The sequence below is a fragment of the Pikeienuella piscinae genome, assembly GCF_011044155.1.
Lineage (GTDB): Bacteria > Pseudomonadota > Alphaproteobacteria > Rhodobacterales > Rhodobacteraceae > Pikeienuella > Pikeienuella piscinae.
Genome location: NZ_CP049056.1, coordinates 1,816,225 through 1,840,651 on the forward strand (window position 1 = coordinate 1,816,225; position 24,427 = coordinate 1,840,651).

Annotated in this window: 20 protein-coding genes, 1 tRNA gene and 2 pseudogenes; 10 read left to right on the forward strand and 13 right to left on the reverse strand. The window is 65.0% G+C overall.

Annotated features, from left to right (window positions below; all coding sequences use genetic code 11):
• Position 1 precedes the first annotated feature (1 nt).
• Together ctaD and soxR are read right to left on the reverse strand one after the other, a co-directional pair.
• The gene (ctaD, locus tag G5B40_RS08810; RefSeq protein WP_165097624.1) at positions 2 to 1,654 is read right to left on the reverse strand and encodes a cytochrome c oxidase subunit I; all 1,653 of its coding nucleotides are present in this window, start codon (positions 1,652 to 1,654) and stop codon (positions 2 to 4) included.
• A gap of 164 nt (positions 1,655 to 1,818) precedes the next feature.
• On the reverse strand, positions 1,819 to 2,301 hold the full coding sequence (gene soxR, locus G5B40_RS08815; RefSeq protein ID WP_165097627.1) for a redox-sensitive transcriptional activator SoxR: 483 nt from the start codon (positions 2,299 to 2,301) through the stop codon (positions 1,819 to 1,821).
• 80 nt (positions 2,302 to 2,381) lie between these two features.
• On the opposite strand from soxR, the gene G5B40_RS08820 reads away from it, so the two are divergent.
• Positions 2,382 to 2,780 (forward strand): VOC family protein, encoded by a 399-nt coding sequence (locus tag G5B40_RS08820; RefSeq protein WP_165097629.1) that lies wholly within the window; start codon positions 2,382 to 2,384, stop codon positions 2,778 to 2,780.
• Here the strand turns inward: G5B40_RS08820 and lipB are convergent.
• On the reverse strand, positions 2,771 to 3,445 hold the full coding sequence (gene lipB, locus G5B40_RS08825; RefSeq protein ID WP_165097631.1) for a lipoyl(octanoyl) transferase LipB: 675 nt from the start codon (positions 3,443 to 3,445) through the stop codon (positions 2,771 to 2,773). The two genes, G5B40_RS08820 and lipB, sit on opposite strands and share 10 nt — an antisense overlap.
• A 105-nt stretch (positions 3,446 to 3,550) precedes the next feature.
• Between lipB and G5B40_RS08830 the strand changes: the two genes are divergently transcribed.
• Positions 3,551 to 3,637, forward strand: a tRNA-Leu gene (locus G5B40_RS08830).
• 343 nt (positions 3,638 to 3,980) lie between these two features.
• Here G5B40_RS08830 and G5B40_RS08835 read toward each other — a convergent pair.
• From G5B40_RS08835 to G5B40_RS08865, 7 genes and pseudogenes are all read right to left on the reverse strand, one after another.
• Positions 3,981 to 5,261 carry a BatD family protein gene (locus G5B40_RS08835; RefSeq protein WP_165097634.1) on the reverse strand — a complete coding sequence of 427 codons (1,281 nt, stop codon included), beginning with the start codon at positions 5,259 to 5,261 and terminating at the stop codon, positions 3,981 to 3,983.
• A 492-nt stretch (positions 5,262 to 5,753) separates the two neighbouring features.
• Positions 5,754 to 6,854: a VWA domain-containing protein gene (locus G5B40_RS08840; RefSeq protein ID WP_165097636.1), complete on the reverse strand. Its 1,101-nt coding sequence runs from the start codon at positions 6,852 to 6,854 to the stop codon at positions 5,754 to 5,756.
• Positions 6,851 to 7,324, reverse strand: a complete 474-nt coding sequence (locus G5B40_RS08845) for a DUF4381 domain-containing protein (RefSeq protein ID WP_165097638.1) — start codon at positions 7,322 to 7,324, stop codon at positions 6,851 to 6,853. The genes G5B40_RS08840 and G5B40_RS08845 overlap by 4 nt, the downstream gene beginning before the upstream one ends.
• Positions 7,321 to 8,307, reverse strand: a complete 987-nt coding sequence (locus G5B40_RS08850; protein WP_246209770.1) for a DUF58 domain-containing protein — start codon at positions 8,305 to 8,307, stop codon at positions 7,321 to 7,323. The genes G5B40_RS08845 and G5B40_RS08850 overlap by 4 nt, the downstream gene beginning before the upstream one ends.
• Before the next feature lie 10 nt (positions 8,308 to 8,317).
• Positions 8,318 to 9,307: pseudogene (locus G5B40_RS08855) on the reverse strand (AAA family ATPase).
• Positions 9,304 to 10,278: an HAD family hydrolase gene (locus G5B40_RS08860; RefSeq protein ID WP_165097640.1), complete on the reverse strand. Its 975-nt coding sequence runs from the start codon at positions 10,276 to 10,278 to the stop codon at positions 9,304 to 9,306. The pseudogene G5B40_RS08855 and the gene G5B40_RS08860 overlap by 4 nt, the downstream one beginning before the upstream one ends.
• Positions 10,279 to 10,362: 84 nt before the next feature.
• Positions 10,363 to 11,916: an arylsulfatase gene (locus tag G5B40_RS08865; RefSeq protein ID WP_165097642.1), complete on the reverse strand. Its 1,554-nt coding sequence runs from the start codon at positions 11,914 to 11,916 to the stop codon at positions 10,363 to 10,365.
• Between the two features lie 480 nt (positions 11,917 to 12,396).
• On the opposite strand from G5B40_RS08865, the pseudogene G5B40_RS08870 reads away from it, so the two are divergent.
• From G5B40_RS08870 to G5B40_RS08895, 6 genes and pseudogenes are all read left to right on the forward strand, one after another.
• A pseudogene (locus G5B40_RS08870) lies at positions 12,397 to 13,793 on the forward strand (ABC transporter substrate-binding protein).
• 59 nt (positions 13,794 to 13,852) lie between these two features.
• Complete coding sequence (locus tag G5B40_RS08875; protein ID WP_165097644.1) at positions 13,853 to 14,902, forward strand: ABC transporter permease; 1,050 nt, start codon at positions 13,853 to 13,855, stop codon at positions 14,900 to 14,902.
• Positions 14,899 to 15,840, forward strand: coding sequence for a nickel transporter permease (gene nikC, locus G5B40_RS08880; protein ID WP_165097646.1), 942 nt, complete (start codon positions 14,899 to 14,901; stop codon positions 15,838 to 15,840). The genes G5B40_RS08875 and nikC overlap by 4 nt, the downstream gene beginning before the upstream one ends.
• Positions 15,837 to 16,673, forward strand: a complete 837-nt coding sequence (locus tag G5B40_RS08885) for an ABC transporter ATP-binding protein (protein WP_165097648.1) — start codon at positions 15,837 to 15,839, stop codon at positions 16,671 to 16,673. Before nikC ends, G5B40_RS08885 begins: the two co-directional genes overlap by 4 nt.
• A gap of 7 nt (positions 16,674 to 16,680) precedes the next feature.
• A complete protein-coding gene (locus tag G5B40_RS08890; RefSeq protein ID WP_211907434.1) occupies positions 16,681 to 17,457 on the forward strand; it encodes an ABC transporter ATP-binding protein in 777 nt (258 codons plus the stop codon).
• 148 nt (positions 17,458 to 17,605) lie between these two features.
• Positions 17,606 to 18,556 (forward strand): DMT family transporter, encoded by a 951-nt coding sequence (locus G5B40_RS08895; protein ID WP_165097653.1) that lies wholly within the window; start codon positions 17,606 to 17,608, stop codon positions 18,554 to 18,556.
• A 6-nt stretch (positions 18,557 to 18,562) separates the two neighbouring features.
• Here G5B40_RS08895 and G5B40_RS08900 read toward each other — a convergent pair whose 3' ends face one another.
• A complete protein-coding gene (locus G5B40_RS08900; protein ID WP_165097655.1) occupies positions 18,563 to 18,976 on the reverse strand; it encodes a tellurite resistance TerB family protein in 414 nt (137 codons plus the stop codon).
• A gap of 111 nt (positions 18,977 to 19,087) precedes the next feature.
• On the opposite strand from G5B40_RS08900, the gene G5B40_RS08905 reads away from it, so the two are divergent.
• The gene (locus G5B40_RS08905) at positions 19,088 to 20,701 is read left to right on the forward strand and encodes a lysine--tRNA ligase (protein WP_165097657.1); all 1,614 of its coding nucleotides are present in this window, start codon (positions 19,088 to 19,090) and stop codon (positions 20,699 to 20,701) included.
• On the opposite strand, the gene G5B40_RS08910 is transcribed toward G5B40_RS08905, so the two are convergent.
• A complete protein-coding gene (locus tag G5B40_RS08910) occupies positions 20,665 to 21,447 on the reverse strand; it encodes a hypothetical protein (RefSeq protein ID WP_165097659.1) in 783 nt (260 codons plus the stop codon). The two genes, G5B40_RS08905 and G5B40_RS08910, sit on opposite strands and share 37 nt — an antisense overlap.
• A gap of 137 nt (positions 21,448 to 21,584) precedes the next feature.
• On the opposite strand from G5B40_RS08910, the gene G5B40_RS08915 reads away from it, so the two are divergent.
• Positions 21,585 to 22,034, forward strand: a complete 450-nt coding sequence (locus tag G5B40_RS08915; protein ID WP_246209771.1) for a DUF4864 domain-containing protein — start codon at positions 21,585 to 21,587, stop codon at positions 22,032 to 22,034.
• Positions 22,035 to 22,041: 7 nt separating this feature from the next.
• Here G5B40_RS08915 and uvrB read toward each other — a convergent pair whose 3' ends face one another.
• Entirely contained in the window at positions 22,042 to 24,210 is a 2,169-nt protein-coding gene (gene uvrB, locus G5B40_RS08920; RefSeq protein ID WP_165097661.1) for an excinuclease ABC subunit UvrB, read from the reverse strand.
• Positions 24,211 to 24,427 lie beyond the last annotated feature (217 nt).

Below are 24,427 nucleotides of genomic sequence, written 5' to 3' on the forward strand. Positions count from 1 at the left end.
GTCAGTGGTGCGCCTTGTCCCACATCTCGCGCGTCGGCAGGGTCTCGAACGTGTGCGCCGGCGGCGGGTTGGACAGGGTCCATTCCAGCGTCTCGGCGTGGTCGCCCCAATAGGCGCGCTCGGTGACCTTCTCGCCCTTGGTGAGCGTGTGCCAGACGACCCAGAGGAAAAAGAGCAGCGAGATCCCCGTAATGAACGCGCCGTAGGAGGATATATGGTTCCAGAGCCCGAACTGCTCGGGATAGTCGATGTAGCGCCGCGGCATTCCCTGCCGGCCCAGGAAGTGCTGCGGGAAAAAGGTGATGTTCGCGCCGATGAACATCATCCAGAAATGCAGCTTGCCCGCCCATTCGGGATATTGCCGCCCCGACATCTTGCCGATCCAGTAGTAGATCCCGGCGAAGATGCCGAAAATAGCTCCGAGGCTCATCACGTAGTGGAAATGCGCCACCACGTAATAGGTATCGTGATAGGCCCGGTCGACCCCGGCGTTGGCGAGGATGACGCCGGTGACGCCGCCGATGGTGAAGAGGAAGAGGAAGCCCATCGCGAAGAGCATCGGCGTCTTGAACTCGATCGAGCCGCCCCACATCGTCGCGATCCATGAGAAGACCTTGATGCCCGTCGGCACAGCGATCGTCATCGACGCGAGCATGAAATAGGCCTGCGTGTGCGCGCTCATGCCGACGGTGTACATGTGATGCGCCCAGACGACGAAACCGAGCCCGCTGATCGCGATCAGCGCCCAGACCATGCCGAGATATCCGAAGATCGGCTTCTTGGCGAAGGTCGCGATGACATGGGAGATGATGCCGAAGGCCGGCAGGATCACGATATACACCTCTGGATGGCCGAAGAACCAGAGGATGTGCTGATAGAGCACCGGATCGCCGCCGCCGGCGGCGTCGAAGAACGTGGTGCCGAAGTTGCGGTCGGTCAGCAGCATTGTGATCGCGCCGGCGAGAACCGGGAGCGCGAAGAGGATCATCAGCGCGGTGACCAGGATCGACCAGGCGAAGAGCGGCACCTTGAACAGCGTCATGCCAGGGGCGCGCATGTTGAGGAAAGTGGTGATCATGTTGATCGCGCCGAGGATCGACGAGGCGCCCGAAAGGTGGACGGCGAAGATGATCAGGTCCATCGAGAAGCCCTGCTCATGCGTCGAGAGCGGCGCGTAGAGCACCCAGCCGACGCCGGCGCCAAGTCCGCCATCGCCGCCCGGCACGACCATCGACAGCACCGCGAGAGACGCCCCCGCAAGGAACAGCCAGAATGACAGGTTATTCAGCCGCGGAAACGCCATGTCAGGCGCACCGATCATCAGCGGCATGAAATAGTTGCCGAAGCCTCCGAAAAGCAGCGGAATCACCACGAAGAACATCATCAGGATGCCGTGACCGGTGACCAGCACGTTCCACAGATGCCCGTCCGGCGTGCATTCCGCAGCGGCCAGCCCCTCGAGACACATGTACTGGACGCCAGGATCCATCAACTCGAGGCGCATGAACATCGTGAACCCGACCGAGACGACGCCGAGAAACGAAGCCGCGAATAAATACAGAATCCCGATATCCTTGTGATTCGTCGACATGAACCACCGTGTGAAAAAACCCGGATGGTGGTCGTGCGAATCATGCGCCGCGGCGTCAGCCATTTCGTCTCTCCCAGACAGGTGCTTGGGTCGTCAGCTCTTGACGTATTGCTTGACCGATGTATCGGGAATGGCGGCGGCCCTCAACCTGATTGATCGCCGCAGCATGCGGCGAAGCGGCGCTTCCGCGGCCTCCGACAGTTTCAACGCCGCCGGGCGGGCCATTCTCAGACATCGGGCGCGGCCGCGCCCACGGGTATCGGCCTGTCGCCCATCAGATAGCGCGGGCCCTCTCCCCCGCGCCGCGCCCGGTCGCCGGGATTGTAGAGCGCGCATTTCTTCAGCGAGAGGCAACCGCAGCCGATGCAGCTGTCGAGATTGTCGCGCAGCTTCGTCAGGGTCTCGATCCGCGCGTCAAGATCGGCGCGGAACATTTCCGCGATCCGCGTCCAGTCGTCTTCGTCCGGCGCGCGTTCATCCGGAAGCGTCGCCAGTAGATCGCGTATGCGGCTGATGGTGAATCCGAATTTCTGCGCGATCAGCACGAAGGAAAGCCGCCGGATGTCGGACCGACGAAATCGCCGCTGACCGCCCGGCCCGCGCGACGGGCTGACCAGTCCCTGCGTCTCGTAATAACGGATCGCCGAGACTGCGAGTCCGGTGCGCGACGCGAGCCGCCCGATCGGCATGACGGCGTCAGAGATCGTCATCTTCGGCTTCCTATATCTTGACCTAAAGTTAACTTTAGTAGTTATCGATGAGTCAGTCAACGCGAATCAGGAGACTGACGATGGCCGAAACCACGCTTGAGCACGCCAATGTGACTGTGTCGGATCCGGACGAAACCGCGCGCCGGCTGAGCCGGCTCTTCGGCTGGCGCGTCCGCTGGACGGGAGCTTCGAAGGATGGCGGCTATACCGTCCATGTCGGCGGCGAGCGCAGCTATCTCGCCCTCTATCGCGGCAAGGGCGCGCAATCGCGCGAGGCGGTGAGCGCGACGGGTGAAAGCCAGCGCACGCGCGGCGGCCTGAACCATATCGCCGTCACAGTCGACGATCTCGACTCGATCCGCGAACTGGCGGCGACGGAGGGATTCAGTCCCGGATCGGTTCAGGATTATGAGCCCGGACGGCGCTTCTATTTTCACGACGGCGACGGGATCGAGTTCGAGGTGGTCTCCTACGCCTGATCCGCCCCCCGCGCGTCTTCGCCGAAGACCGACGCGAAAGCGCGCCTGAGCGCCAGATCGACGGCGGCCATGTCGACCGGAACACCAAGATCGACGAGGCTGGTGACGCCATGCTCGCGCACGCCGCAGGGCACGATGGCGTCGTAATGCGAAAGATCCGGCTCGACATTCAGCGCGACGCCGTGAAAGGCGACCCAGCGCCGGAGCCGCACCCCGATCGCCGCGATCTTCGCCTCCGCCGGCGCGCCACTCGGCCCCAGCGGGCGTTCCGGTCTGACCACCCAGACGCCGACGCGGCCGGCCCGCCGCTCGCCCTTCACGCCGAATTCGCCGATGGCGCGGATCACCCATTCCTCAAGATCATGGACATAGGCGCGAACGTCCCGCCCACGAGCGCCGACATCGAGCATGGCGTAGGCGACGCGCTGACCCGGTCCATGATAGGTGAACTCGCCGCCGCGACCGGTCCGGTGCACCGGAAATCGGTCGGGAACGAGAAGATCCGCCTCTCGCGCGCTGGTTCCCGCCGTGATCAACGGCGGATGCTCAAGGAGCCAAACGCATTCCGGGGCCTCGCCGGCATGAATCGCCGCCACCCTCGCCTCCTGCCAGGCGAGAGCCACCCGGTAGCCCACCGGTCCGTTGCTGATCCGCCATTCGACCATGGCGCGAAGTAAGGCGCGCAGGCGGCGTCCGGCAAGTCGAAAGACGCATTTCGCCCCTTCACATGACAGGAAGCCGGTGCTATCTCCCGCGCGCTGTCATGAATTGCGGTCGTGGCGGAATTGGTAGACGCGCAGCGTTGAGGTCGCTGTGGGGTAACTCCCGTGGAAGTTCGAGTCTTCTCGACCGCACCATGATCGATCTGAAGAGCGAAACTCTCGACATCTTTCAAGCGCCAATGTCCCGGGGCGCCAGCAGCTTGTCCGGCGTGCTCGGGCGGGTGCGCGTCCCAACGCATCGCTCTCACGCGCCAGATCCAAGGAATGGAACAGGGGGGCGCTCGCTCTGCTTTTGACTGGCGCCGCGCACGACGCTCGTCGTCAGGCGGCGAGCGCGTTCACTTCGCACAGCCCGTCGACACCGCCCCGGAACGCTTCAACCCCGGGAGATATTCCACCATCACGGGCGTGTCCGGCGGCGGCGGCCAATACCGTCGAGCCGATCGATCGTACGAATCGTGGAACGCGTTCCGGAACGCTACTCCCGAACCGCGGGAACGCCACGCGCCCGCCGATTTAGTGGCGGAAGCGCCGACAGAGCGCGGGACGCTCCATCGGGATCCCTTCGCAAGACCGCGAGCGCCTCTTCCAGGCCGATCCAGCTTTTCTCTTCATCGTGGGGAGCGGTCGGCCCGAAATGGGCCGCGCCGATTCCGGCGAGCGCGCGCTCGACAGCCGGAGCGCGCCACGGATCGACGTCCGACTTGCGCGCGGCCCACTCGCCAAGGGCCGCGTAGGTTGCGCTCAGGTCACGCTGGCGCACTGCGCGCAGAAGCGCTTCATCCGCCCAGCCTTCGCTGGCGAGACTCATGCGGCGGCGTTCGGAGACGAGCACGCGCAACCGCGGCCCGCCCCAGCGGAACGCAAGCCCGAACGCTACGATCGTGATGAGTGCGATAACGAACGGCCGGTAGCTCCGGCCAGCGATTCCGGCGCTCCCGGGCGGTGCTTCGACACTGACGCCAAAGCCATCGATCTTCGCTGTCTCGACCTTCTTGGTTTTCAAGCTGAACCAGCGAAGCTCGACATCCGGCATGCGCCCGGACCCGCCGCTTTCCGCCATCAGCGTCACGGTTTCCTTACGCTCGCCCGAAAGGGCGCCGCGTTCGTCCGCCTCGGTGACGACCGGCTCCTCCGGATAGACCGCGACGCCCGGCAGGTCGGTCGGTGGGATGAGACGCGGCAGAACCATCGGCGAGACGCCCTCGATATGCGCGGTCACCTCGAGTCTGACGCTGGCGCCCGGCGCCATGTCCTCCGGCTCGCCCTCCAGTTTCTGCTCCAGAGTCAACGCCTCGGCGGCGATAAACGGGTCCAGCCCCTCCGCCCCTTCGAGCACGGTCCCCGCGAATGTGATCGCCTCGGTCCGCATCACCTCGGTGATCGGGCCGCCGCCAGAGTCGGCGTAGGTGACCTTCAACTCCTGCGGCGGAATGGTGAACGACCCGGGAACCAGCGGCGCGATCAGATAGCGCCGGCTCACCCCGGACCAGGTTTCGCCATCGATCGGCTTGCTGATCGCGGTGGTCGATTTCTCCGGCAGCCGGACGCGAATATTCGGCGTCTCGAGCGAAGGAAACTCGACCGGCTTCGGAAGCCATGTGGGAACGAGCACGGTGAAACGCAGCGTCAGGAACTGGCCGGGCGCCGCTTCCGTCTCCTCGAACTCCACATCCAGTTTCGGCTTCGCCGCGCCCTGCCCGACGGCGACCGGCGCGAAAAGCGTGAATATCAGGAGCACGGCGATCCACTGTCTCATTTGCGTTCCACCGCCTCGGTCGCGAATCTCTGACGCAGGAAGTCCGCGGTCCTCGTGTCCACCGTATTCATCCACTGCTCGGCGGTCAGAAGCTTACCGTCCTCGCTCGACCCCGCGTCCATATCGGTTTCGGCTCCGCGATTCGCCTCGTTGTCGAGGACGACGTCGTCGGCGCCGATCCCCCGCTCCTCGCCAGTGTCGGACTGCGCGCGCGCCGTTTCGACATAAGCGACGATCTCCTGCGCCGTAGCGAGATTTTCGGCCGCGCCCGGATAGTCGGGGTCGCGTTTCATCGCAGTCTCAAAGGCGCGTGCGCCATCGCGGTAGCGCCGGGCCTTGATATGGGCCAGCCCCTCCGCAAACGCGGCGGCGGCAGTTTCGACCCGGCCGTAGACCTCAGCGGATTTCTCGTATTGGCCATCGCGATAGAGCGCCCTCGCGCACCATTCCTGATTGGCGAACAGTTCCGCCGCGCGCTCATAATCCTTCCGCTCATAGGCGAGACGGCCCTGCTGATCCGGCGTCAGGAACCAGCCGGTGACGGCGTCGGCGACGCCGCCGGCCCGCGCGGCGTCCGGCGGCGCGACCGCCGCGCCAATGAAAAACGCGAGCGCCCAGCGCATGGTTCAGCCACGCCGGAACCAGAGGAGACCGAACGCCAGCGCCGGCCAGGCGAGCATCCAGCCCCGGTCGTCCCAGGGCTGCGTCCCCTCCGCCGCCAGCGCTTTCCGATAGGCGGAGTTGAGCCGCCGGTCGAGCGCGCGAATAGACGCCCTCGAGCGCGGCCTGATCGGCGGCGTAGAAATATTCACCGCCGGTGCGCTTGGCGATATCTTCGAGCGCCGAAATATCCACGCGATCTTCGCCCGAAGCGTCCGGGTCGCCAACGCCGATGGTGTAGATCTCCACCCCCTCGCCGCGCGCGATCTCGGCGGCGTTGACGACGTTCATTCGGCTGGCGGTGTCTGCGCTGTCGGAAAGAAGGATCAGTAGGCGCTGCTCGATATCGCTGCTCTCGAAAGTGCGGATGGCGAGGCCGATCGCGTCGCCAAGCGCGGTGTGTGGCCCGGCCATGCCGACCTCGGTCTGCGCCAGAAGGTCAGTGATCGTCCGCAAGTCCTCGGTCAGCGGCGCCTGCACATATGCCTTGGAGCCGAAGACGATGAGCGCCACGCGGTCCCCTTCCCGCGTGGCGACGAATTCGGTGATGACATCGCGCACCGCCGCCAGCCGCTGGCGTTTTTCTCCGTCCGGCATCTTGAAATCCTTCGCGTCCATCGAGCCGGAGATGTCGATGGAAAGGATCACGTCGCGCGCGGCGCGGGTGACTTCGACCGGCTCGCCGATCCGCTCCGGCCGCGCGGCGGCGAGGACGATCAGCGCCCAGACGAGGATCGCCGCGATCATCAGGAGCCGGGAGCGGCGTATGACGATCAATCCCGAGCCGGGCTCGGCGCCTGCCGTCTCCATGATGCGCCGGAGGAATGGGAAGCACAGCGCCGGCACACGCTCGCGATGGGGCGGCGCAAAACGCCAGACGAGCAGAGGAAGCGGCAGCAGGAGAAGCGCCCAGGGAAAAGCAAGGGCGATCATGCGCGGCCCGCCGCCCTGTGCGTTCTGATCCAGCGCCGGGCCAGCGCGGCGAGGCCGGGCGTCGGCGAAACCGGCCGATAGGGCGCCTCGACGATGGCGCCCCCCGCCCCGCCAGCAAAGCCGCCCGCCTTCGCATGCGCATCGAGAAACCTCAGCCACCGCTCGCCGGTGAGGGAAGCGACATCCGTGCGCGGATAGGCTTTGAGCGCGGTGCGCCGCAGGATCTCGGCGATCAGGGCGGGATCGTCCCCGGCGCGGTCAAGCTCGGCCAGCGCCGCGCGGCGATAGGCGTTGGCGCGATAGCAGGCGACGGCGCGCCAGACGGCCCAGGCCGCGAGCGCGAGCAGGATCAGCGCAAGCGCCGCCCAGCCCCAGGTCTGCGGCGCCCATGAAACCGGCGTCGGCTCCGGCGCCTCCACCAGTTTGTCGAGCAGTTCAAGGAGGGACTGCGGGGCCTCTTTGTCTCTCACCGCCGCCCCTCCGCCAGCCCCATCAGCCGGCGAATTTGCGGCACGCTTTCCTCCGCCCTCGTCAGCGGCAGCACCGGCACGCCGAAGCGCCGGCGCCAGTCGAGGATCTCTCCGATCCGACCCTCCGCCATGTCCGCCAGCCACCGGTGGATCTCCACCTCGCCAGTGTCGATCTCGGCCTGCAATTCACCATCCGAGACGACGACGCGCAGGTCCTGCGGCAGCGCCCGCGCGTATGGGTCGGAGACGAGACCAAGCACAAGATCGTTATGCCGCGGAAGCCCGGAGACAAGCCGGTGGGTCGTCTCGTCGATCCCGTCGAAATCGCTGAAGATAAGCACGAGGTGATCACGCTTCGCGATCCGCGCGACCGATTGCAGAACCCGGTTGAGCGGCATCGGCTCAACCGCCGGCGTCTCGGCCGAAAGTAACTTATTCGCATCCGCAAGCGCGGTCAGAAACCCGGTCAGCGCCATGCGGCTCCGGCGCGGCCTGATCGCGGCGATGTTCCGGTCGCCGAAGACGATGCCGCCGACACGGTCGCCATGATCGAAGATGCGAAAAGCGGCGAGCGCGGCGGCCTCCGCGGCGGTCACCGATTTCATGTTGAGAACGGAGCCGAAGAACATCGACATGCGTTGATCGACGACGATCAGCGCCGGACGGTCGCGCTCCTCGGTGAAGACCCGGATATGAGGCTTGCCGGTTCGCGCGGTCACTTTCCAGTCGATCGCCCGCACGTCGTCGGAGGGCAGATAGTCGCGCAATTCCTCGAAATTGAGGCCGCGCCCGCGCAACTTGGAGGCGTGACGCCCGTTCAGGACGCTCCGCGCGGGTTGCCTCGGCAAAAAGCTGATCCGGCGCGCGCGGCCCTCCAGCGACCTCAGATGCCCCAACGTGACGCCGACGCGCGGATCGCTCTCCCCCACGGGCGTGGGCGCTTCCCCGATCCCGGCTCTGGCGAGCGCGGCCCTGTCTCTCACCACCCGGTCCTCAGCTCAGCGCCACCTGCCGGACAAGCTCCGCCACGACCTTGTCCGGGGTGACGCCTTCGCCCTGCGCCTCGAATGTCAGGCCAAGCGGGTGACGCATCACGTCAGGGACGATGGCGCGCACGTCCTCCGGGTCGACATAGTCGCGCCCCGCGAGCCAGGCGTGGGTTCGCCCGCATTTATCGAGCGCGAGCGAGGCGCGCGGGCTGGCGGCGAGTTCGATCCAGCGTATCAGGTCGTCGCCGAAGTCGCCGGGGTTACGGGTCGCGTCCACGAGATCCGCCATGTAGCGCTCCATGGCGTCGGCGACGTAGATCGCCCCGATCTCGCGCCGCGCCTCGAAGATCGCCGCCTGGGGGATCGGCGCTGGTTTTTCATTCGCCACGCCGCCGGTCGCCTGGTCGAGGGCGGCGATTTCCTCGCCCCGAACCAGCCGAATCACGTCAACCTCATCCTCCACCGGCGGATAGTCGATCAACACATGCATCAGGAGCCGGTCCATTTGCGCTTCGGGCAGCGGATAGGTGCCTTCCTGCTCCACCGGGTTCTAGGTCGCCATCACCATGAAGAGCGGCTCCATCGGATGGGTCTTGCCCGCAACGGTGACCTGCCGTTCCTCCATCGCCTCAAGCAGCGCGGACTGAACCTTGGCCGGGGCGCGGTTGATCTCGTCCGCCAGCACGATATTGGCGAAGATGGAGCCGGGCTCGAACCGGAATTCCGAGTTTTCACCTGCCTGGTAATAGACCTCGGTTCCCGTCACGTCCGAAGGTAGAAGATCCGGCGTGAACTGGATGCGGCTGAATTCCGCCTCCATGTTCTGCGCCAGCGCCTTGATCGAGCGGGTCTTGGCGAGGCCGGGCATCCCCTCGATCAGGAGGTTGCCATTGGCGAGAAGCCCGATCACCAGCCGGTCGATCACGTCGCGCTGGCCGATGATGGCCTCGCCCATGCGCGCGCGCAGGGTCTCGATCTCGTCGCGGGCGCTCATTCCGCGCTCGACCAGACGCGGCGCCAGTCCTTCGCCATGTCGACGAGCAGCCAGCCGCGTTGCTCGGCCTCGTCCAGTCCTTTCGAGAGAACGCCGACATGACCCTTGCGGTCATAGGCGAATTCGCGGTCGGCGTCGGTGTGGTGGACAAGCATTCCGAAGCGCGGGCCATCGCCCGCCATGGTGTATTCCAGCATCTGGAAATCGCCGTCCGAATTGCCGGCGGCGAAAATCGGGCGCTTGCCGATATGCGTGTCGATGCCGACGGGCTTGCCTTCCTTGTCGTCGACGAAGGCGATCTGGCCGTCCATCATGACAGCGGGGTTTCCGTCAACGACCTTGTAGCTCAGCTTGCCGGCCGAGCCGACGACCTGTTGAGGGGGAATGCCGTATGCCTTTTCCGCGAAGGCGCGGATGAAACGGATGCCGCCGCCCGAAACGATATATGTCGAGAAGCCCTCGTCGCGCAGATAGGTCAGAAGCTCAAGCATCGGCTGGTAGGTCATGTCGGTATAGGCGCGGCCGGTCGTCGGATGCCTGGTGTTGGCGAGCCAGTCGCGCACATCGGCCTTGAAGTCTTCGACCGAGGAGCCGCTGTGAGAGACGTCGAGGATTTCGAGCAGCCCCTTCTCGCCGCCCGCCATCGCGCCCTTCATGTCGCCGGCGGCGGCGGCCTTCAGCGTGTCGGAGGTCAGGATCGAGGGATCGGCCTTCGCCTTTTCCTTCAGCCGGTCGAGCGCGTAGAGCGCCTGGAAGTAGACTGGCTGCTCGGCCCAGAGCGTGCCGTCATTGTCGAAGACCGCAATCCTGTCATCAGCGATGACGTAATCGTCGCCGCCCTGCGTGGTGACGGCTTCGACGAATTCGATGATCCGACTTTTCGCATCGCCATCCGTCCAGGAGGGAAGCGGGTCCGCAAGCGCCGGAACGGCGAGCGTGGCGATAGCCATAGACGCGAGCAGAGCGCGCATGATCGTCTCCATACACTGTCATTCGCAGAGTGACCGCCCCGACGAAAGCGACGGGGCGGTCGGAGAGGCGGTACAGACCGCTGGCTACTGGGCCATGCCGCTGAGCGTATTTTCAAGCTGCTCCTGGATCTGATCCACCGAGAAGCTCGCCGCCTTCTGCGAGGGCGGATACTCCTCGAAAGTCGAGAAGAACCTCGCCACCTCGACCTGAGCCGGCGTCAGCAGGAAGGCGCGGTCGAGCAGCCAGTCGTAATAGGTGTTCGACGTCCGGTCGGCCCGCTCATAAGGATCGGAGCGCAGATCGAAGATCTTGGGAATGCGCAGCGGCGTGAACGGCTCGGCCCAGATGTTCAGAGTGCCCTTCGCGCGCTGCTCCTGGAACACGAACTTCCAGTTCTCGTAACGAAGGCCCACAATGGCGCCGTCATCGTTGAAGTAGAAGAACTCCTTGCGGGCGGTCTCGTCGCTTTCACCGGTCAGGTAGGGAAGCTGGTTGTAGCCGTCGAGATGGACCTTGTAGTCCTTGCCGTCGATTGTGGCCCCCTCGAGCAGTTTATCCTTGATCTCCGCGTCGCCAGCGGCGGCGACCAGTGTCGGGAACCAGTCGAGGCCGGAGAACATGCCGGTCTTGACCGTGCCGGGCTCGATATGGCCGGGCCAGCGGATCATCGCGGGCACGCGGAAGGCGCCCTCCCAGTTGGTGTTCTTCTCGCTTCGGAATGGCGTGGTGCCAGCATCCGGCCAGGAGTTCTGGTGCGGGCCGTTATCGGTCGAATAGATGACGATGGTGTTGTCGGCGATACCCATCTCGTCCACGGCGTCGAGGATCTGGCCGACGATCGCGTCATGCTCCACCATGCCGTCCGCATATTCGGTCCGCGCGGTCAGGCCCGGCTCGCTGCGGTTCTCATCCTTCACATGGGTGCGGAAGTGCATACGCGTGGTGTTCATCCACGTGAAGAACGGCTTGCCCTGCTCCACCTGCCGCTTCATGAAGTCGATGGCGGCGGCGGAGGTTTCCTCGTCCACCGTCTCCATCCGCTTCTTGGTCAGCGGTCCGGTGTCTTCGATGTCGCCGTCGGCGGAGGATTTGATAACGCCACGCGGACCGAAATTCTCGCGGAACTCGGCACCCTGCGGATAGTTGAAATTCTCCGGCTCTTCCTCGGCGTTGAGGTGGTAAAGATTGCCGAAGAACTCGTCGAAGCCGTGATTGGTCGGCAGGAATTCGTCCTTGTCGCCGAGGTGGTTCTTGCCGAACTGGCCCGTGGCGTAGCCGAGATCCTTGAGCGCGGAGGCGATGGTCACGTCGTCGTCGCGCAGGCCCACATCGGCGCCCGGCAGGCCGACCTTGGAGAGGCCCGTGCGCAGAGTCGACTGACCGGTGATGAAGGTCGACCGGCCGGCGGTGCAGCTTTGCTCGGCGTAGTAATCGGTGAACTTGACCCCGTCACTGGCGATGCGGTCGATGTTCGGCGTCTCATAGCCCATCAGCCCGAAGCTGTAGGCCGAGATGTTGGTCTGGCCAATATCGTCGCCCCAGATCACGAGGATGTTCGGCTTCTCCGCCTCCTGCGCGAAGGCGGCGCCGGCGGACACCACCACCAACGCTGCGACATATCGTTTCAGAAAACTCATTGAGTCACGCTCCTAAAATTGAACACGATTCCGGGAGTGTATCGCAACGTCTGCGTCAGAACTATGACGCGATCCGCGTGACAAATTGCGCGATCGTCCCGAATGCGCCGCACTGGCCCTGATGGCGCGGATTCATCTGGGGCCGGCGCGTGCAAGATTTTGTGGACTCGCCCGACCGAATGGGTGACGAATTGCGGAGATCAACGAGAGGCGACCTGAGCCGCCTCCATGGCGGCGCGTTGATTCGCGCCCGAACCGACAGAGGAGAATCAAACCATGAGGCAACTTTTCGCGCGCATTCTCGCGGGGCTGACCGCAGCGCTCGCCGCGCTCGCGCTCGGCGCCCCCGCCCAGGCCGAAACACCGAAAGACACCTTCGTCATGGCGAAGGACTTCGCCGACATCATCACGCTCGACCCGGCCGAGGTGTTCGAGTTTTCCGGCGGAGAGATCATCGCCAATCTCTATGACAGGCTGATGATGTTCGAGCCCGAGGATCTGACCACGCTGGTCGGCGGCGTCGCCGAGAGCTGGGAGGTTGGCGAGGACGGCAAGACCATCACCTTCACCATAAGACCGGACCAGGTCTTCGCTTCCGGCAACCCGGTGACGGCCGACGACGTCGTCTTTTCGCTTCGCCGCGTCGTAAAGCTAAGCAAGACGCCATCCTTCATTTTCACCCAGTTCGGCTGGACGCCCGAGAACGTGGATGATCTCGTCACCGTCGAAGGCGACAAGGCGAAGATCACCATCACCGAGGAATTCTCGCCGGCGCTGGTCCTGAACGCGCTTTCCGCCGGCGTCGCGTCGATCGTGGACAAGAAGGAGGTCATGGCGCACGAGGTCGATGGCGACATGGGCTATGACTGGCTGAAGACGCATAGCGCCGGCTCCGGGCCTTTCGTCCTCAACGCATGGAAGGCGAACGAGTTGATCTCCATGACGGCGAACCCCGACTACCGTCACGGCGCGCCGGCGATGAAGCGGGTGATCGTCCGTCATGTGCCCGAACCATCCGCGCAGCGCCTGCTGGTCGAGAACGGCGATGTCGACATCGCCCGCAACCTGACGCCGGACCAGATCGAAGGCATCGCGAGCGAAGAAGGAATGACAGTGCAGGCCGACCCCAAGGCGGCGCTGATCTACCTGGCGGCGAACGCGGATCATCCGATCCTCGGCAACCCAAAAGTCGGGGAGGCGCTGCGCTATCTCGTCGATTATCAGGGCATGGCGGCGAGTTTTCTGAAAGGGCAGTTCCAGGTGCACCAAGCCGCTTGGCCGGAGGGCCTCTGGGGGCTTACAACGAGACGCCATTCTATCTCGACGTCGAGAAGGCCAAGGCCCTGCTCGCCGAGGCGGGCTATCCGGACGGATTCGAAATCCGGCTCGACACGCTGACCGACAGCCCCTACCCGGAGATCGCGCAGTCCGTACAAGCGACGCTAGCCGACGCGGGCATCAAGGCGGAAATCACCACCGCCGAGGGCAAGACGCTCTGGCCGATGTACCGGGCGAGGAAGCATGAGCTGATCCTCGCGCAGTGGTCGCCCGACTATGTCGACCCGCATTCGAATCTCGACGCCTTCGCCCACAATCCCGACAACCGGCTCGAAGCGAAGCTCACCGGCGTCCTCGCCTGGCGGAACGCCTGGGCGGACGAGGCGATGAACGCGCTGGTCGTCCAGGCGCGGAATGAGGCGGATCCGGACACCCGTGAGGAACTCTATCACGAGATCCAGAAGAAACTGCAGATGCAGTCGCCTTATGTGATCATGTTCCAGCAGACCGAGCAGGCCGTGATACGGGACAATGTGAAGGGCTACGTCTCCGGCGCGACCTTCGATCTGGTCTTCTACCGGAACATCACCAAGGAGTGACGGACGCTCAGGAAACAGCCGCCCCGGCGACGGGGCGGGCGACGCCGGGCGCCCCGCGGATGACCGCGGGGCGCACCAGGAGCCGGGGGCGAGCGAGAGGCGCGGCGCGGGCGCTCGCCAACGGGTTGGCGACGCTCATTCTCACCTTCATTGGGCTGACCGCGGTCACGTTCACCATCGGCCGGGTGATGCCGACCGATCCGGTGCTGGCGGTGGTCGGCGACCGCGCGTCGCAAGCCGCCTATGAGCGGGTCTATCTCGAGATGGGCCTCGATAAGCTGATCTACGAGCAGTATTTCCGCTATCTCGGCGAGCTTGCGAACGGCGATCTGGGCCGCTCCATCATGACGTCGCGGCCAGTGCTGGAGGATGTGCTGAGGTTCTTCCCCGCGACGCTCGAGCTGGCCACCATCGCCACGCTACTCGGGGTTTTCATCGGCGTGCCGATGGGAGTCTGGGCGGCGGTGAACCAGGGCCGGCCGATCGATCACGCGGTGCGGGTCTTCGGTCTGATCGGCTATTCGGTGCCGGTCTTCTGGCTCGGCATGGTCGGGCTGCTGATCTTTTACGGCAATCTCGGCTGGGTCGGCGGACCGGGCCGGCTCGACGTCTTCTACGACGGCATCGTCGAAAGCGTCACCGGGGTGATCCTGATCGACAGCGCGATGGCGGGGGAATGGGAAATTTTCCGCAACGCGTTCTCGCATCTGGTCCTGCCAGCTTCGGTGCTCGGCGCCTTCGCGCTGGCCTATGTGGCGCGGATGACGCGCAGCTTCATGCTCGACCAGCTCAACCAGGAATATGTGCTGACCGCGCGGGTGAAAGGCGCGCGCGAACACACGGTGATATGGCGGCACGCCTTTCGCAATGTCCTCGTCCAGCTCATCACCATCATCGGGCTGACCTACGCGTCGCTCCTCGAAGGTTCGGTGCTGACCGAGACGGTGTTTTCCTGGCCCGGGATCGGGCAATACATCACCACCTCGCTCTTCAACGCGGACATGAACGCCGTTCTCGGCGGCACGATCGCGGTCGGGACCTGTTTCGTGGCCATCAACATGTTCTCCGACATCCTCTACAAACTCGTCGATCCGCGGGCGCGGGCATGAGCGCGCCGGTGGACCTCGACCCCGGCCCGGCGGCGCGGAGGGGCCTTCGCGCATGGCTCCTCTCGCCGACGCCGCAATCGGCCTGGCAGGCGCGTTGCCAGCGGACCTATATCGGCTGGCTCGCCTTCCGGACCAACCCGATCGCGATGGCGGGGCTGATCATCATCGTGGGGCTCGTGCTGGTCGCGATATTCGCGCCCTGGATCACCGCCAGCGACGGGCTGTCGCCGGAGCTATCCAACCGTCTTCAGCCGGCCAGCGCGGAGCACTGGTTCGGCACCGATCAACTCGGGCGCGATATCTTCGACCGGATCATCTGGGGCTCACGCATCACGCTTTACATCGTCGGGCTGGTCGCCGTCATCGTCGTGCCGATCGGCCTGGCGATCGGCGTGATCGCCGGCTATCTGGGCGGCTGGGTGGACAATGTGCTGATGCGCATCACCGATATCTTCCTCGCCTTTCCGCGACTCATCCTTGCGCTGGCGCTGGTGGCTGCGCTCGGCGCCAGCCTGGAAAATGCGGTGCTGGCGATCGCGCTCACCACCTGGTCGCCCTATGCGCGGATCGCGCGGGCCGAGGTGCTGACCATCCGAAAGGCGGATTTCATCATGGCGGCGCAGGCGCAGGGCGCCTCGACCTTCCGCATTCTCCTGCGCCATATCACGCCGCTTTGTCTCGCCTCGGTGATCGTCCGGCTGACGCTCGACATGGCGGGGATCATCCTGACCGCAGCCGGGCTCGGCTTTCTCGGGCTCGGCGCGCAGCCGCCGACCCCAGAATGGGGCGCGATGATCTCCAACGGACGCCAGCTCCTGCTGGATCAATGGTGGGTGCCGACGGTGCCGGGCATCGCCATTCTGATCGTCAGTCTCGGGTTCTGCCTGCTCGGCGACGGCCTTCGCGACGTACTCGACCCGAAGAGCGCGGATCAATGAGCACGTTGCTGACAGTCGAGGACCTCCGCGTCACCTTCGCCACGCCCCGCGGCCCGGTCGAGGCGGTGCGCGGCGTCTCGTTCGAACTCGGGCGCGAGCGGCTGGGAATCGTCGGCGAATCCGGCTCCGGCAAGTCGCAGACCGGGCGCGCGCTGATACGGCTCTCGGCGCGGAGCGGGCGGATTCGCGCCCGGCGCATGGAGTTTGACGGAATTGATCTGCTGGCGGCCTCCGAACGCCAGATGCGCGCAATCCGCGGCGCCCGCATCTCGATGATCATGCAGGACCCGCGCTATTCGCTGAACCCGGTGATGACGGTGGGCGACCAGATCGCCGAGGCGTTCCTGATCCATTCCGACGCTACGCGGCGCGAAGCCCGCGCAAAGACGCTGGAGATGCTGGAAACGGTGCAGATCAGGGAGCCGGAGAAGGTCTTCGACCTCTATCCGCACGAGGTTTCGGGCGGCATGGGCCAACGGGTGATGATCGCCATGATGCTGATCCCGAGTCCGGACATCATCATCGCCGACGAGCCGACCTCGGCGCTCGACGTCACCGTGCAGATGCAGGTGCTGGCGCTTCTCGACGACATGGTGCGCGAGCGCGGCATGGGTCTCATCCTGATCAGCCATGATCTCAACCTCGTGGCGTCTTTCTGCGACCGGGTGCTGGTGATGTATGGGGGGCGGGTGATGGAGGTGCTGGAGGCGGGGCGACTCAAGGAGGCGCGCCATCCCTATACGAGGGGTCTTCTGAACTGCGCGCCGGAGCTTGACCGGCCCGAGGATATGCTGCCGATGCTGACCCGCGACCCGGCCTGGCTCGATGAATGAGAAGCCGATGATCCGGGTCGATAATCTCGACGTGATCTTCGGCCACGGCCGCGCCGAGGTGCGCGCCGTTCGCGGCGTCTCGCTCGATGTGGCCCGGGGCGCGGCCTTCGGGCTGGTCGGGGAAAGCGGATCGGGTAAATCGACAGTGCTCCGCGCCATCGCCCGGCTGCTGCCGGGCTGGACCGGGTCGATCGAGATCGACGGCGCGGTGCTCGGTCATCGGCGCGACCGCGCCGCCGCGCGGCGCATGCAGATGGTGTTTCAGGACCCTTTCGGTTCCCTCCATCCGCGCCATACCATAAACGCCATTCTCAGTGAACCGCTGGAGATTCACGGGCTTGATCGGCATGAACCCCGCATTCTCAAGGCGCTTGAGGAGGTCGGTCTCGGAGTCGAACTGCGCTTTCGCTATCCGCACCAGATTTCGGGCGGGCAGCGCCAGCGCGTCGCAATCGCCCGCGCGATGATTCTGGAGCCGGAAATCCTGCTGCTCGACGAGCCGACATCGGCGCTCGATGTCTCGGTGCAGGCGGAAATTCTCAACCTCCTGAAGCGGCTCCAGCGTGAGCGCGGCCTGACCTACCTGATGGTCAGCCACAACCTCGCGGTGGTCGCCCATCTCTGTGACCGGATCGCGGTAATGAACCGGGGCCGAATCGTCGAGACGCTCACCGTCGAGCAGCTCCGCCGGCACGACGTCGCCGAGGACTACACGAGGCAGCTGCTCTCCGCGAGCGCCGGGTTCGACCGCGCGGCGGCGCGGTCACTCGTGACATACGAGTAGGCCGAACCCAGTTCACCACTCCGCACGAGCGCCGCCGTCCCGGACCCGCGCCCGAACACACCCGGGGGTCTTCGGGCTAGCTCGCTCGGCCTCCGGATATTCCCGACCTCGCTTGACCTTAGATGCGCCGCGGCGGATAGGGGGCGCGATGCCGTCACACGAATCCGACCGCCCCGGTCCCGATCCACTGCCGCCTTCGGACCTTGCGGCGCCCGCCGTGAAATCGGCCGCGACCGACAACGCCGCCGGCGCCTCATGGCTGATGCTTTCGGTCCTCACCTCGACGGTGATGGCGCTGGCTGTGAAATGGGCGGCGGAGGAGATCGAGACCGGCGTGATCGTCACCCTCCGCGCGGTCGGCGGTCTGGCGATCTGTCTCGTCGCGCTGATGTTTTTTCCCCGGCTCCGCACGCAATTGCGTTTCTCGGCGCCCGGACTTCACATCTGGCGCGGCGCGCTGATCGGGGTCTCCACCCAGTTCGGCTTCTACACCATGACCCAGATTCCGCTGGCGACGGCGACCGTGCTGTTCTTCACCGCGCCGATCTTCGTCGCGTTGATGTCGATTCCGCTTCAGGGCGAGCGGATCGGCCCGCGGCGCGGCGCGGCGATCGCCGCCGGCTTTCTCGGCGTGCTGATCGTGCTGCGCCCCGGCGCCGACGGCTTCCATTTCGCGATGCTGACCGGACTCTTCTCATCTGTCCTCTTCGCGCTCGCGCTGCTTTCGTCGCGCGGGCTGGCGAACCGCGATGGCGCCTTCGCCGCCTATATCTCCTCCGCGGTGATGACCATCATCGTCGCTGCGCCGGTCGCCGCACCGGTCTGGAGTCTCCCTTGGAGCGCCGCCGGCTGGATCGCGCTCAGCCTGGTCACCGTGACGGCGATGGCGCGCAATATCGGCGACATCCAAGCCTACCGATTGGCCGACGCCGGGGTTCTCGCGCCGCTCACCTATCTAAGGCTGATCCTGATCGCCATCGCCAGCTATTTCATCTTCGACGAGACGCCGGATCGCTACGCGCTGATCGGCGGCGCGGTGATCATCGCCGCCGCGCTCTACATTGCGCGGCGCGAGCGGCTGGTGAAACGCCGCGCCTGAACCGGCTCAGAACGACTGATGGCGCGCGCGCGCGCCACGTTCGATCGCCGCGGAGGCGAGCCGCCCGACGGCGAGATCATGCCGGAGAATCTCCAGCATCCGCATCTCCGTCAGCTTCACCTTGCCGTCGGCGGCGGCGATATCGCAGGCCAGCGCGTAGGCGGTCTCGTGAAACCTGTCGGGCAGCGCTTCCGCCACAAGCCCCACAAGCGCGTCGATCCCGTCCTCTTCGGCGAAGAGATCGCGCACGATGTCGTTGACGCTGCGCACCCGGTCCTTGTCGTAATCCTTGAACGCCGGCAGCGCGTCGATGATCCGATCGATGGTCAGAAGTTCCTCGGTCGACTGCACTTCGTCGGCGGCCGAGGTTGCGATCATCACTGCGACAAGCGCATCCTGAGGACTGAGTACGGTCGACATTGGCGGGCTCCGGGCTGAGACACTGGACCAGCAACTTATTGACCGCTCTTCGGCGCCGCAATAGGAGAGGCGCGCCGACCTTACAGGTCCGTCCGACAGGGAGCCGTCACGATGACCGACCAGCGCGCATCAGCCGAAACCTCACGGGCCTGGCCCTTCGAGGAAGCGCGCCGGCTGGTCAAACGCTATGAAAAGGCCCCGCCGGCCAAGGGCCATGTGCTGTTCGAAACCGGCTACGGCCCCTCCGGTCTGCCGCATATCGGGACCTTCGGCGAGGTCGCGCGCACCACGATGATCCGCAACGCCTTTGAAACGCTGTCGGATATCCCCACGCGGCTCATCTGTTTTTCGGACGACATGGACGGCATGCGAAAAGTGCCGGACAACGTGCCGAACCAGGAAATGCTGCGCGAATACCTTCAGCGTCCGCTCACATCGGTCCCTGACCCGTTCGGCGAATACGAGAGCTTCGGCCACCACAATAACGCGATGCTGCGGCGCTTTCTCGACGCGTTCGGCTTCGACTACGAGTTCGCCTCGGCCACCGAATATTACAAGTCCGGCAAGCTCGACGCCGTCCTTCTTCGTTGCGCCGAGCGCTATGACGAGATCATGAAGATCATGCTGGCGAGCCTCCGTGAAGAGCGGCGCAAGACCTATTCGTGCTTCCTGCCGATCCATCCCGAAACCGGCCGCGTACTCTACGTTCCGATCCGTCATGTCGACGCAAGAGAGGGAACCGTCGTCTTCGACGACGAGGACGGGCGCGAGTGGACCGTCCCGGTCACCGGCGGCAACGTGAAGCTCCAGTGGAAGCCGGATTTCGGCGCCCGCTGGGCCGCGCTCGACGTCGATTTCGAGATGTACGGCAAGGATCATCAGTCAAACACGCCACTCTATGACGGCATCTGCCGCGTGCTCGGCGGGCGGGCGCCGGAGCATTACGTCTATGAACTTTTCCTTGACGGCGACGGACAGAAGATCTCGAAATCGAAGGGCAATGGCATCTCGATCGACGAGTGGCTGAAATACGCCTCGACCGAGAGCCTGGCCTATTTCATGTTTCTCAAGCCGCGCGCGGCGAAGCGGCTGCATTTCGATGTGATCCCGCGGATGGTGGACGAATACCACCAGCAACTTGCCGCCTATGAGCGTCAGGACGCGGCCCAGCGCCTCGCCAACCCGGTCTGGCACATCCACAAGGGAAACCCGCCCGCCTCCACGCTGCTGGTCTCCTTCTCGATGCTACTCAATCTCGCGTCGGTCTCCGGGGCCGAGAACCGCGACGCGCTCTGGGGCTTCATCAAGCGCTACGCGCCCGAAGCCAGTCCCGAAAGCAACCCGGCGCTTGACGAAGCCGCGGGCCACGCAGTTCGCTACTATCAGGATTTCGTGAAACCGACACGGGTATTCCGCGCCCCGGACGCTCGGGAGGCTGCTGCGCTCACCGCCCTCAAGAATCGGCTGGAGGCATGGGACGGCCCGGCCGACCCGACCGATCTGCAGGATCTCGTCTACGCGATCGGCAACGAGGCTGGGTTCGACCCGCTTCGCGGCTGGTTCGGCGCGCTTTACGAGGTCCTGCTTGGCGCGAAACAGGGCCCGCGCTTCGGCGGCTTCATCGCGCTCTACGGGGTCGCGGAGTCGGCGGCGTTGATCGAAAAGGCGCTGGCCGGGGATCTGGCGGCTCAGAACGTCGACCAAAGCGTCAGCGAAACTTCATAACCCGGCGTGGTCCCGCGCGTGATTACGTCATGCGCGAAGCCGACCAGCAACGTCTTCTCGCCGAAGAGCCGTCGGCCGACGGAAAGCTGCAACTTACCCAGGTCGAAATCCGTCCCGCCGAAATCGGCGTTCCGCCGCCCCTTCTCACCGAAGAACTGCGCCAACGCGACCCAATTCTCGCTCGGTCGCACCCCGAATGTGAGATCGAGCCGAAACTCGTCCGCCCGCGGCCCGAGAAATCTGGAAAAGCCGAAAGCGCCCTCGGTCCAGCCTGATCCGAACGGCGTCTCCACCCCGCGCCCGTAGCGCGCGAGAATCTTGATCTCGTCCGAATCGTCGACCCCCGGCGCGGTTGCGGCGCCGACCCCGGAGAGCGGGGTCGAGGCGCCGATCTCGGCCGAGACCACGTCGCCCGTCGCGCCTGTCCAGAGCAGAACACGCGCGAATCCGCCGATCCGCCCGTCCTGCGCGCCGTAGCCGACCTCATCCAATCGGCCGCCCTGGTCGGCGTCGAAACCGAGCGTGAGCCGCTCCGTGACCCCGTATTCCGCGTAGAGGCCGAGCGAGGCCCGAGCGTAGTCCACATCCGCCGATGTATTCGGTTCGGTCGAGTAATAGCGCACGGTCTGCGACGCGAAACCCTCGCCCTCCGCGCGCGTCCACGCGCCCGCAGCGGAGTCGCCGCCGCCGAGAATCGCCAGCGTAAGGCCAAACACCACTGCGCCGAATAATGCTCGCCGCGCCATCGCGCCATCCGGCACATGGATGGTTAAGAAATCGTGAACGCGGTCCGCGCGCATGATGCTTGCGCGCGCAATGTGCGCCTTTTCACTTGTCTTTGCCGGTTCGCGGCGCATCCTTTCTTCGGGAAAAGGAGGACGCCATGCTTCGCGCCATGTTCCGCACCGCCGTGATCGTCGCCACGCTTTTCGCCGCCGCCGGGTTCTCGTCCGGCGCGCTTGTCGGCCCCGCTTCCGCACAATCGGCCGACGAGGCCGCCGGCATCCAGCTAACGATCCGCAGCCAGATCGAGGCGATGCAGGTCGATGACTGGGACCGCGCTTTCGAATATGCCTCGCCGACGATCCAGGGGGTTTTCCGCAACCCGGAGAATTTCAGCCGGATGGTCACCAACGGTTATCCGATGGTCTGGCGGCCGAAGACCTATCGCGCCGGCGCGCTGACCGAAACGCCTCGCGGCCTGATGCAAACGATGATCTTTGAGGATCGGCAGGGCCGGCTCTTCATCGCCGACTATCTGATGCAGGAGATCGACGGCGAATGGCGGATCAACGGCGTCTCGATCCGGCCCGCGCCGACCGAAAGCGCCTGACCCGGCCTCACATGCCCGGCCGGCTCTTGCCTTTATAGGCCCGTGTGCCCGCTCGCCCGGAGGTGGAGCGCCCCCGCGCCGGTTTCGACGCCGCCTCCACAGCCGATTGCCGCGCCAGCGGATCGTCGGAGACGGCGAGCTCGACCGCCTCCAGTCGCCTGACTTCGTCGCGAAGCCGCGCCGCCTCTTCGAACTCCAGGTTCTCCGCCGCCTTCAACATGTCCTTGCGCAGCGCGTCGAGGTGCGTCTGCAAATTACCGCCGATCAGCGGTTTGCCGCCCTTCAGCTTCGGCGTCACATGGTCGCGTTCGTAGACGCTGCCGAGAATGTCGTCGATGTTCTTTCTGATCGAGGCCGGAGTGATGCCGTGCTCGGTATTGTAGGCGATCTGCTTCTCGCGGCGCCGATTGGTCTCTCCGATCGCCCGCTCCATCGAACCGGTGACGCGATCAGCGTACATGATCACCTTACCGTCGACATTGCGCGCCGCCCGGCCGATGGTCTGCACCAGCGATGTCTCGGAGCGCAGGAACCCCTCCTTGTCGGCGTCCAGTATCGCCACCAGCGCGCATTCGGGAATATCCAGCCCCTCGCGCAGCAAGTTGATCCCGACCAGCACGTCGAACGCCCCGAGCCGCAGGTCGCGCAGGATCTCGATCCGCTCCAGCGTGTCGATGTCGGAATGCATGTAACGGACGCGCACGCCCTGCTCATGCATGTATTCGGTCAGATCCTCCGCCATCCGCTTGGTGAGCACGGTGACCAGCGCGCGATAGCCCGCCAGCGCGACCCGCTTCACCTCGTCCAGAAGATCGTCAACCTGGGTTCCGACCGGCCGCACCTCGACCGGCGGGTCGATCAACCCCGTCGGGCGGATGATCTGCTCGGCGAAGACGCCGCCGGCGCGCTCCAGCTCCCACGGGCCCGGCGTCGCGGAGACGAAGACCGATTGCGGGCGCATCGCATCCCATTCCTCGAATTTGAGTGGTCGATTGTCCATGCAACTCGGCAATCGGAAGCCATGTTCAGCCAATGTAGACTTCCGCCGGTAGTCGCCCTTGTACATGGCGCCGAGCTGCGGCACCGAGACATGGCTTTCGTCGGCGAAGACAATGGCGTTGTCGGGGATATACTCGAACAGGGTCGGCGGCGGCTCGCCGGGCTTGCGCCCGGTCAGATAGCGCGAATAGTTCTCGATCCCGGCGCAGGAGCCCGTCGCCTCCATCATCTCGAGATCGAAATTGGTGCGCTGTTCGAGGCGCTGCGCCTCGAGGAGCCGGCCCTCCGCGTTGAGCTGGCCAAGTCGGACGGCCAGTTCCGCCTTGATCTGCTTGATCGCCTGGTTGAGCGTCGGGCGCGGCGTCACGTAATGCGAATTGGCGTAGATGCGGACATGCTCCAGCGCGCCTGTCCGCTCGCCGGTCAGCGGATCGAACTCGCTGATCGCCTCCAACTCGTCGCCGAAGAAAGCGAAACGGAGCGCCCGGTCCTCCATATGCGCCGGCCAGAGGTCGAGCGTGTCGCCTTTCACCCGGAATGATCCGCGCTGGAAGGCCGCGTCGTTCCGCTTGTATTGCTGCGCCACCAGTTCGCGGATCACGTCGCGCTGGACATAGCTTTCCCCCGCCTTCAGATCCTGCGTCATCGCGCCGTAAGTTTCGACAGCGCCGATACCGTAGATGCAGGAGACCGAAGCGACGATGATCACGTCGTCACGTTCCAGAAGCGCGCGCGTCGCGGAGTGGCGCATACGATCGATCTGCTCGTTGATCTGCGCCTCTTTCTCGATATAGGTGTCGGACCGGGGCACATAGGCCTCCGGCTGATAATAGTCGTAGTAGGATACGAAATACTCGACTGCATTATTTGGAAAGAACGATTTGAACTCCCCATATAACTGCGCCGCGAGCGTCTTGTTCGGCGCCAGAATGATCGCCGGGCGCTGAGTCGCCTCGATCACCTTCGCCATCGTGTAAGTCTTGCCGGTGCCCGTGGCGCCCAGAAGCACCTGATCCTGCTCGCCGCTGATTACGCCCTCAGCCAGTTCGGCGATCGCCGCAGGCTGGTCGCCAGCGGGCTCGAACTCGGTCTTCATGATGATCCGAACGCCGCCCTCCAGCTTGGCGCGCTGGGGACGCTGCGGTTGAGGAACGGTGACGAGGGTATCGACGGTCATGTCCGGGCCTTTCCTGAGAAAGATACCTAGGCCGACTGACAGGAAGCGGCAACAGTCCGGTTGCCGCCCGCCTCCTGTCGATCGTTCGGAAGAACGGCGGCCCTCTCCCGCGTGCGCACATGCGAAAGACGCGCCGGTTCGCCGCTTGCCCCTGCAATCGCCCTCCCGCGAGGCGGCCAGACCAGAGAGCGGAGCACAGAACGGAGAGAATCACATC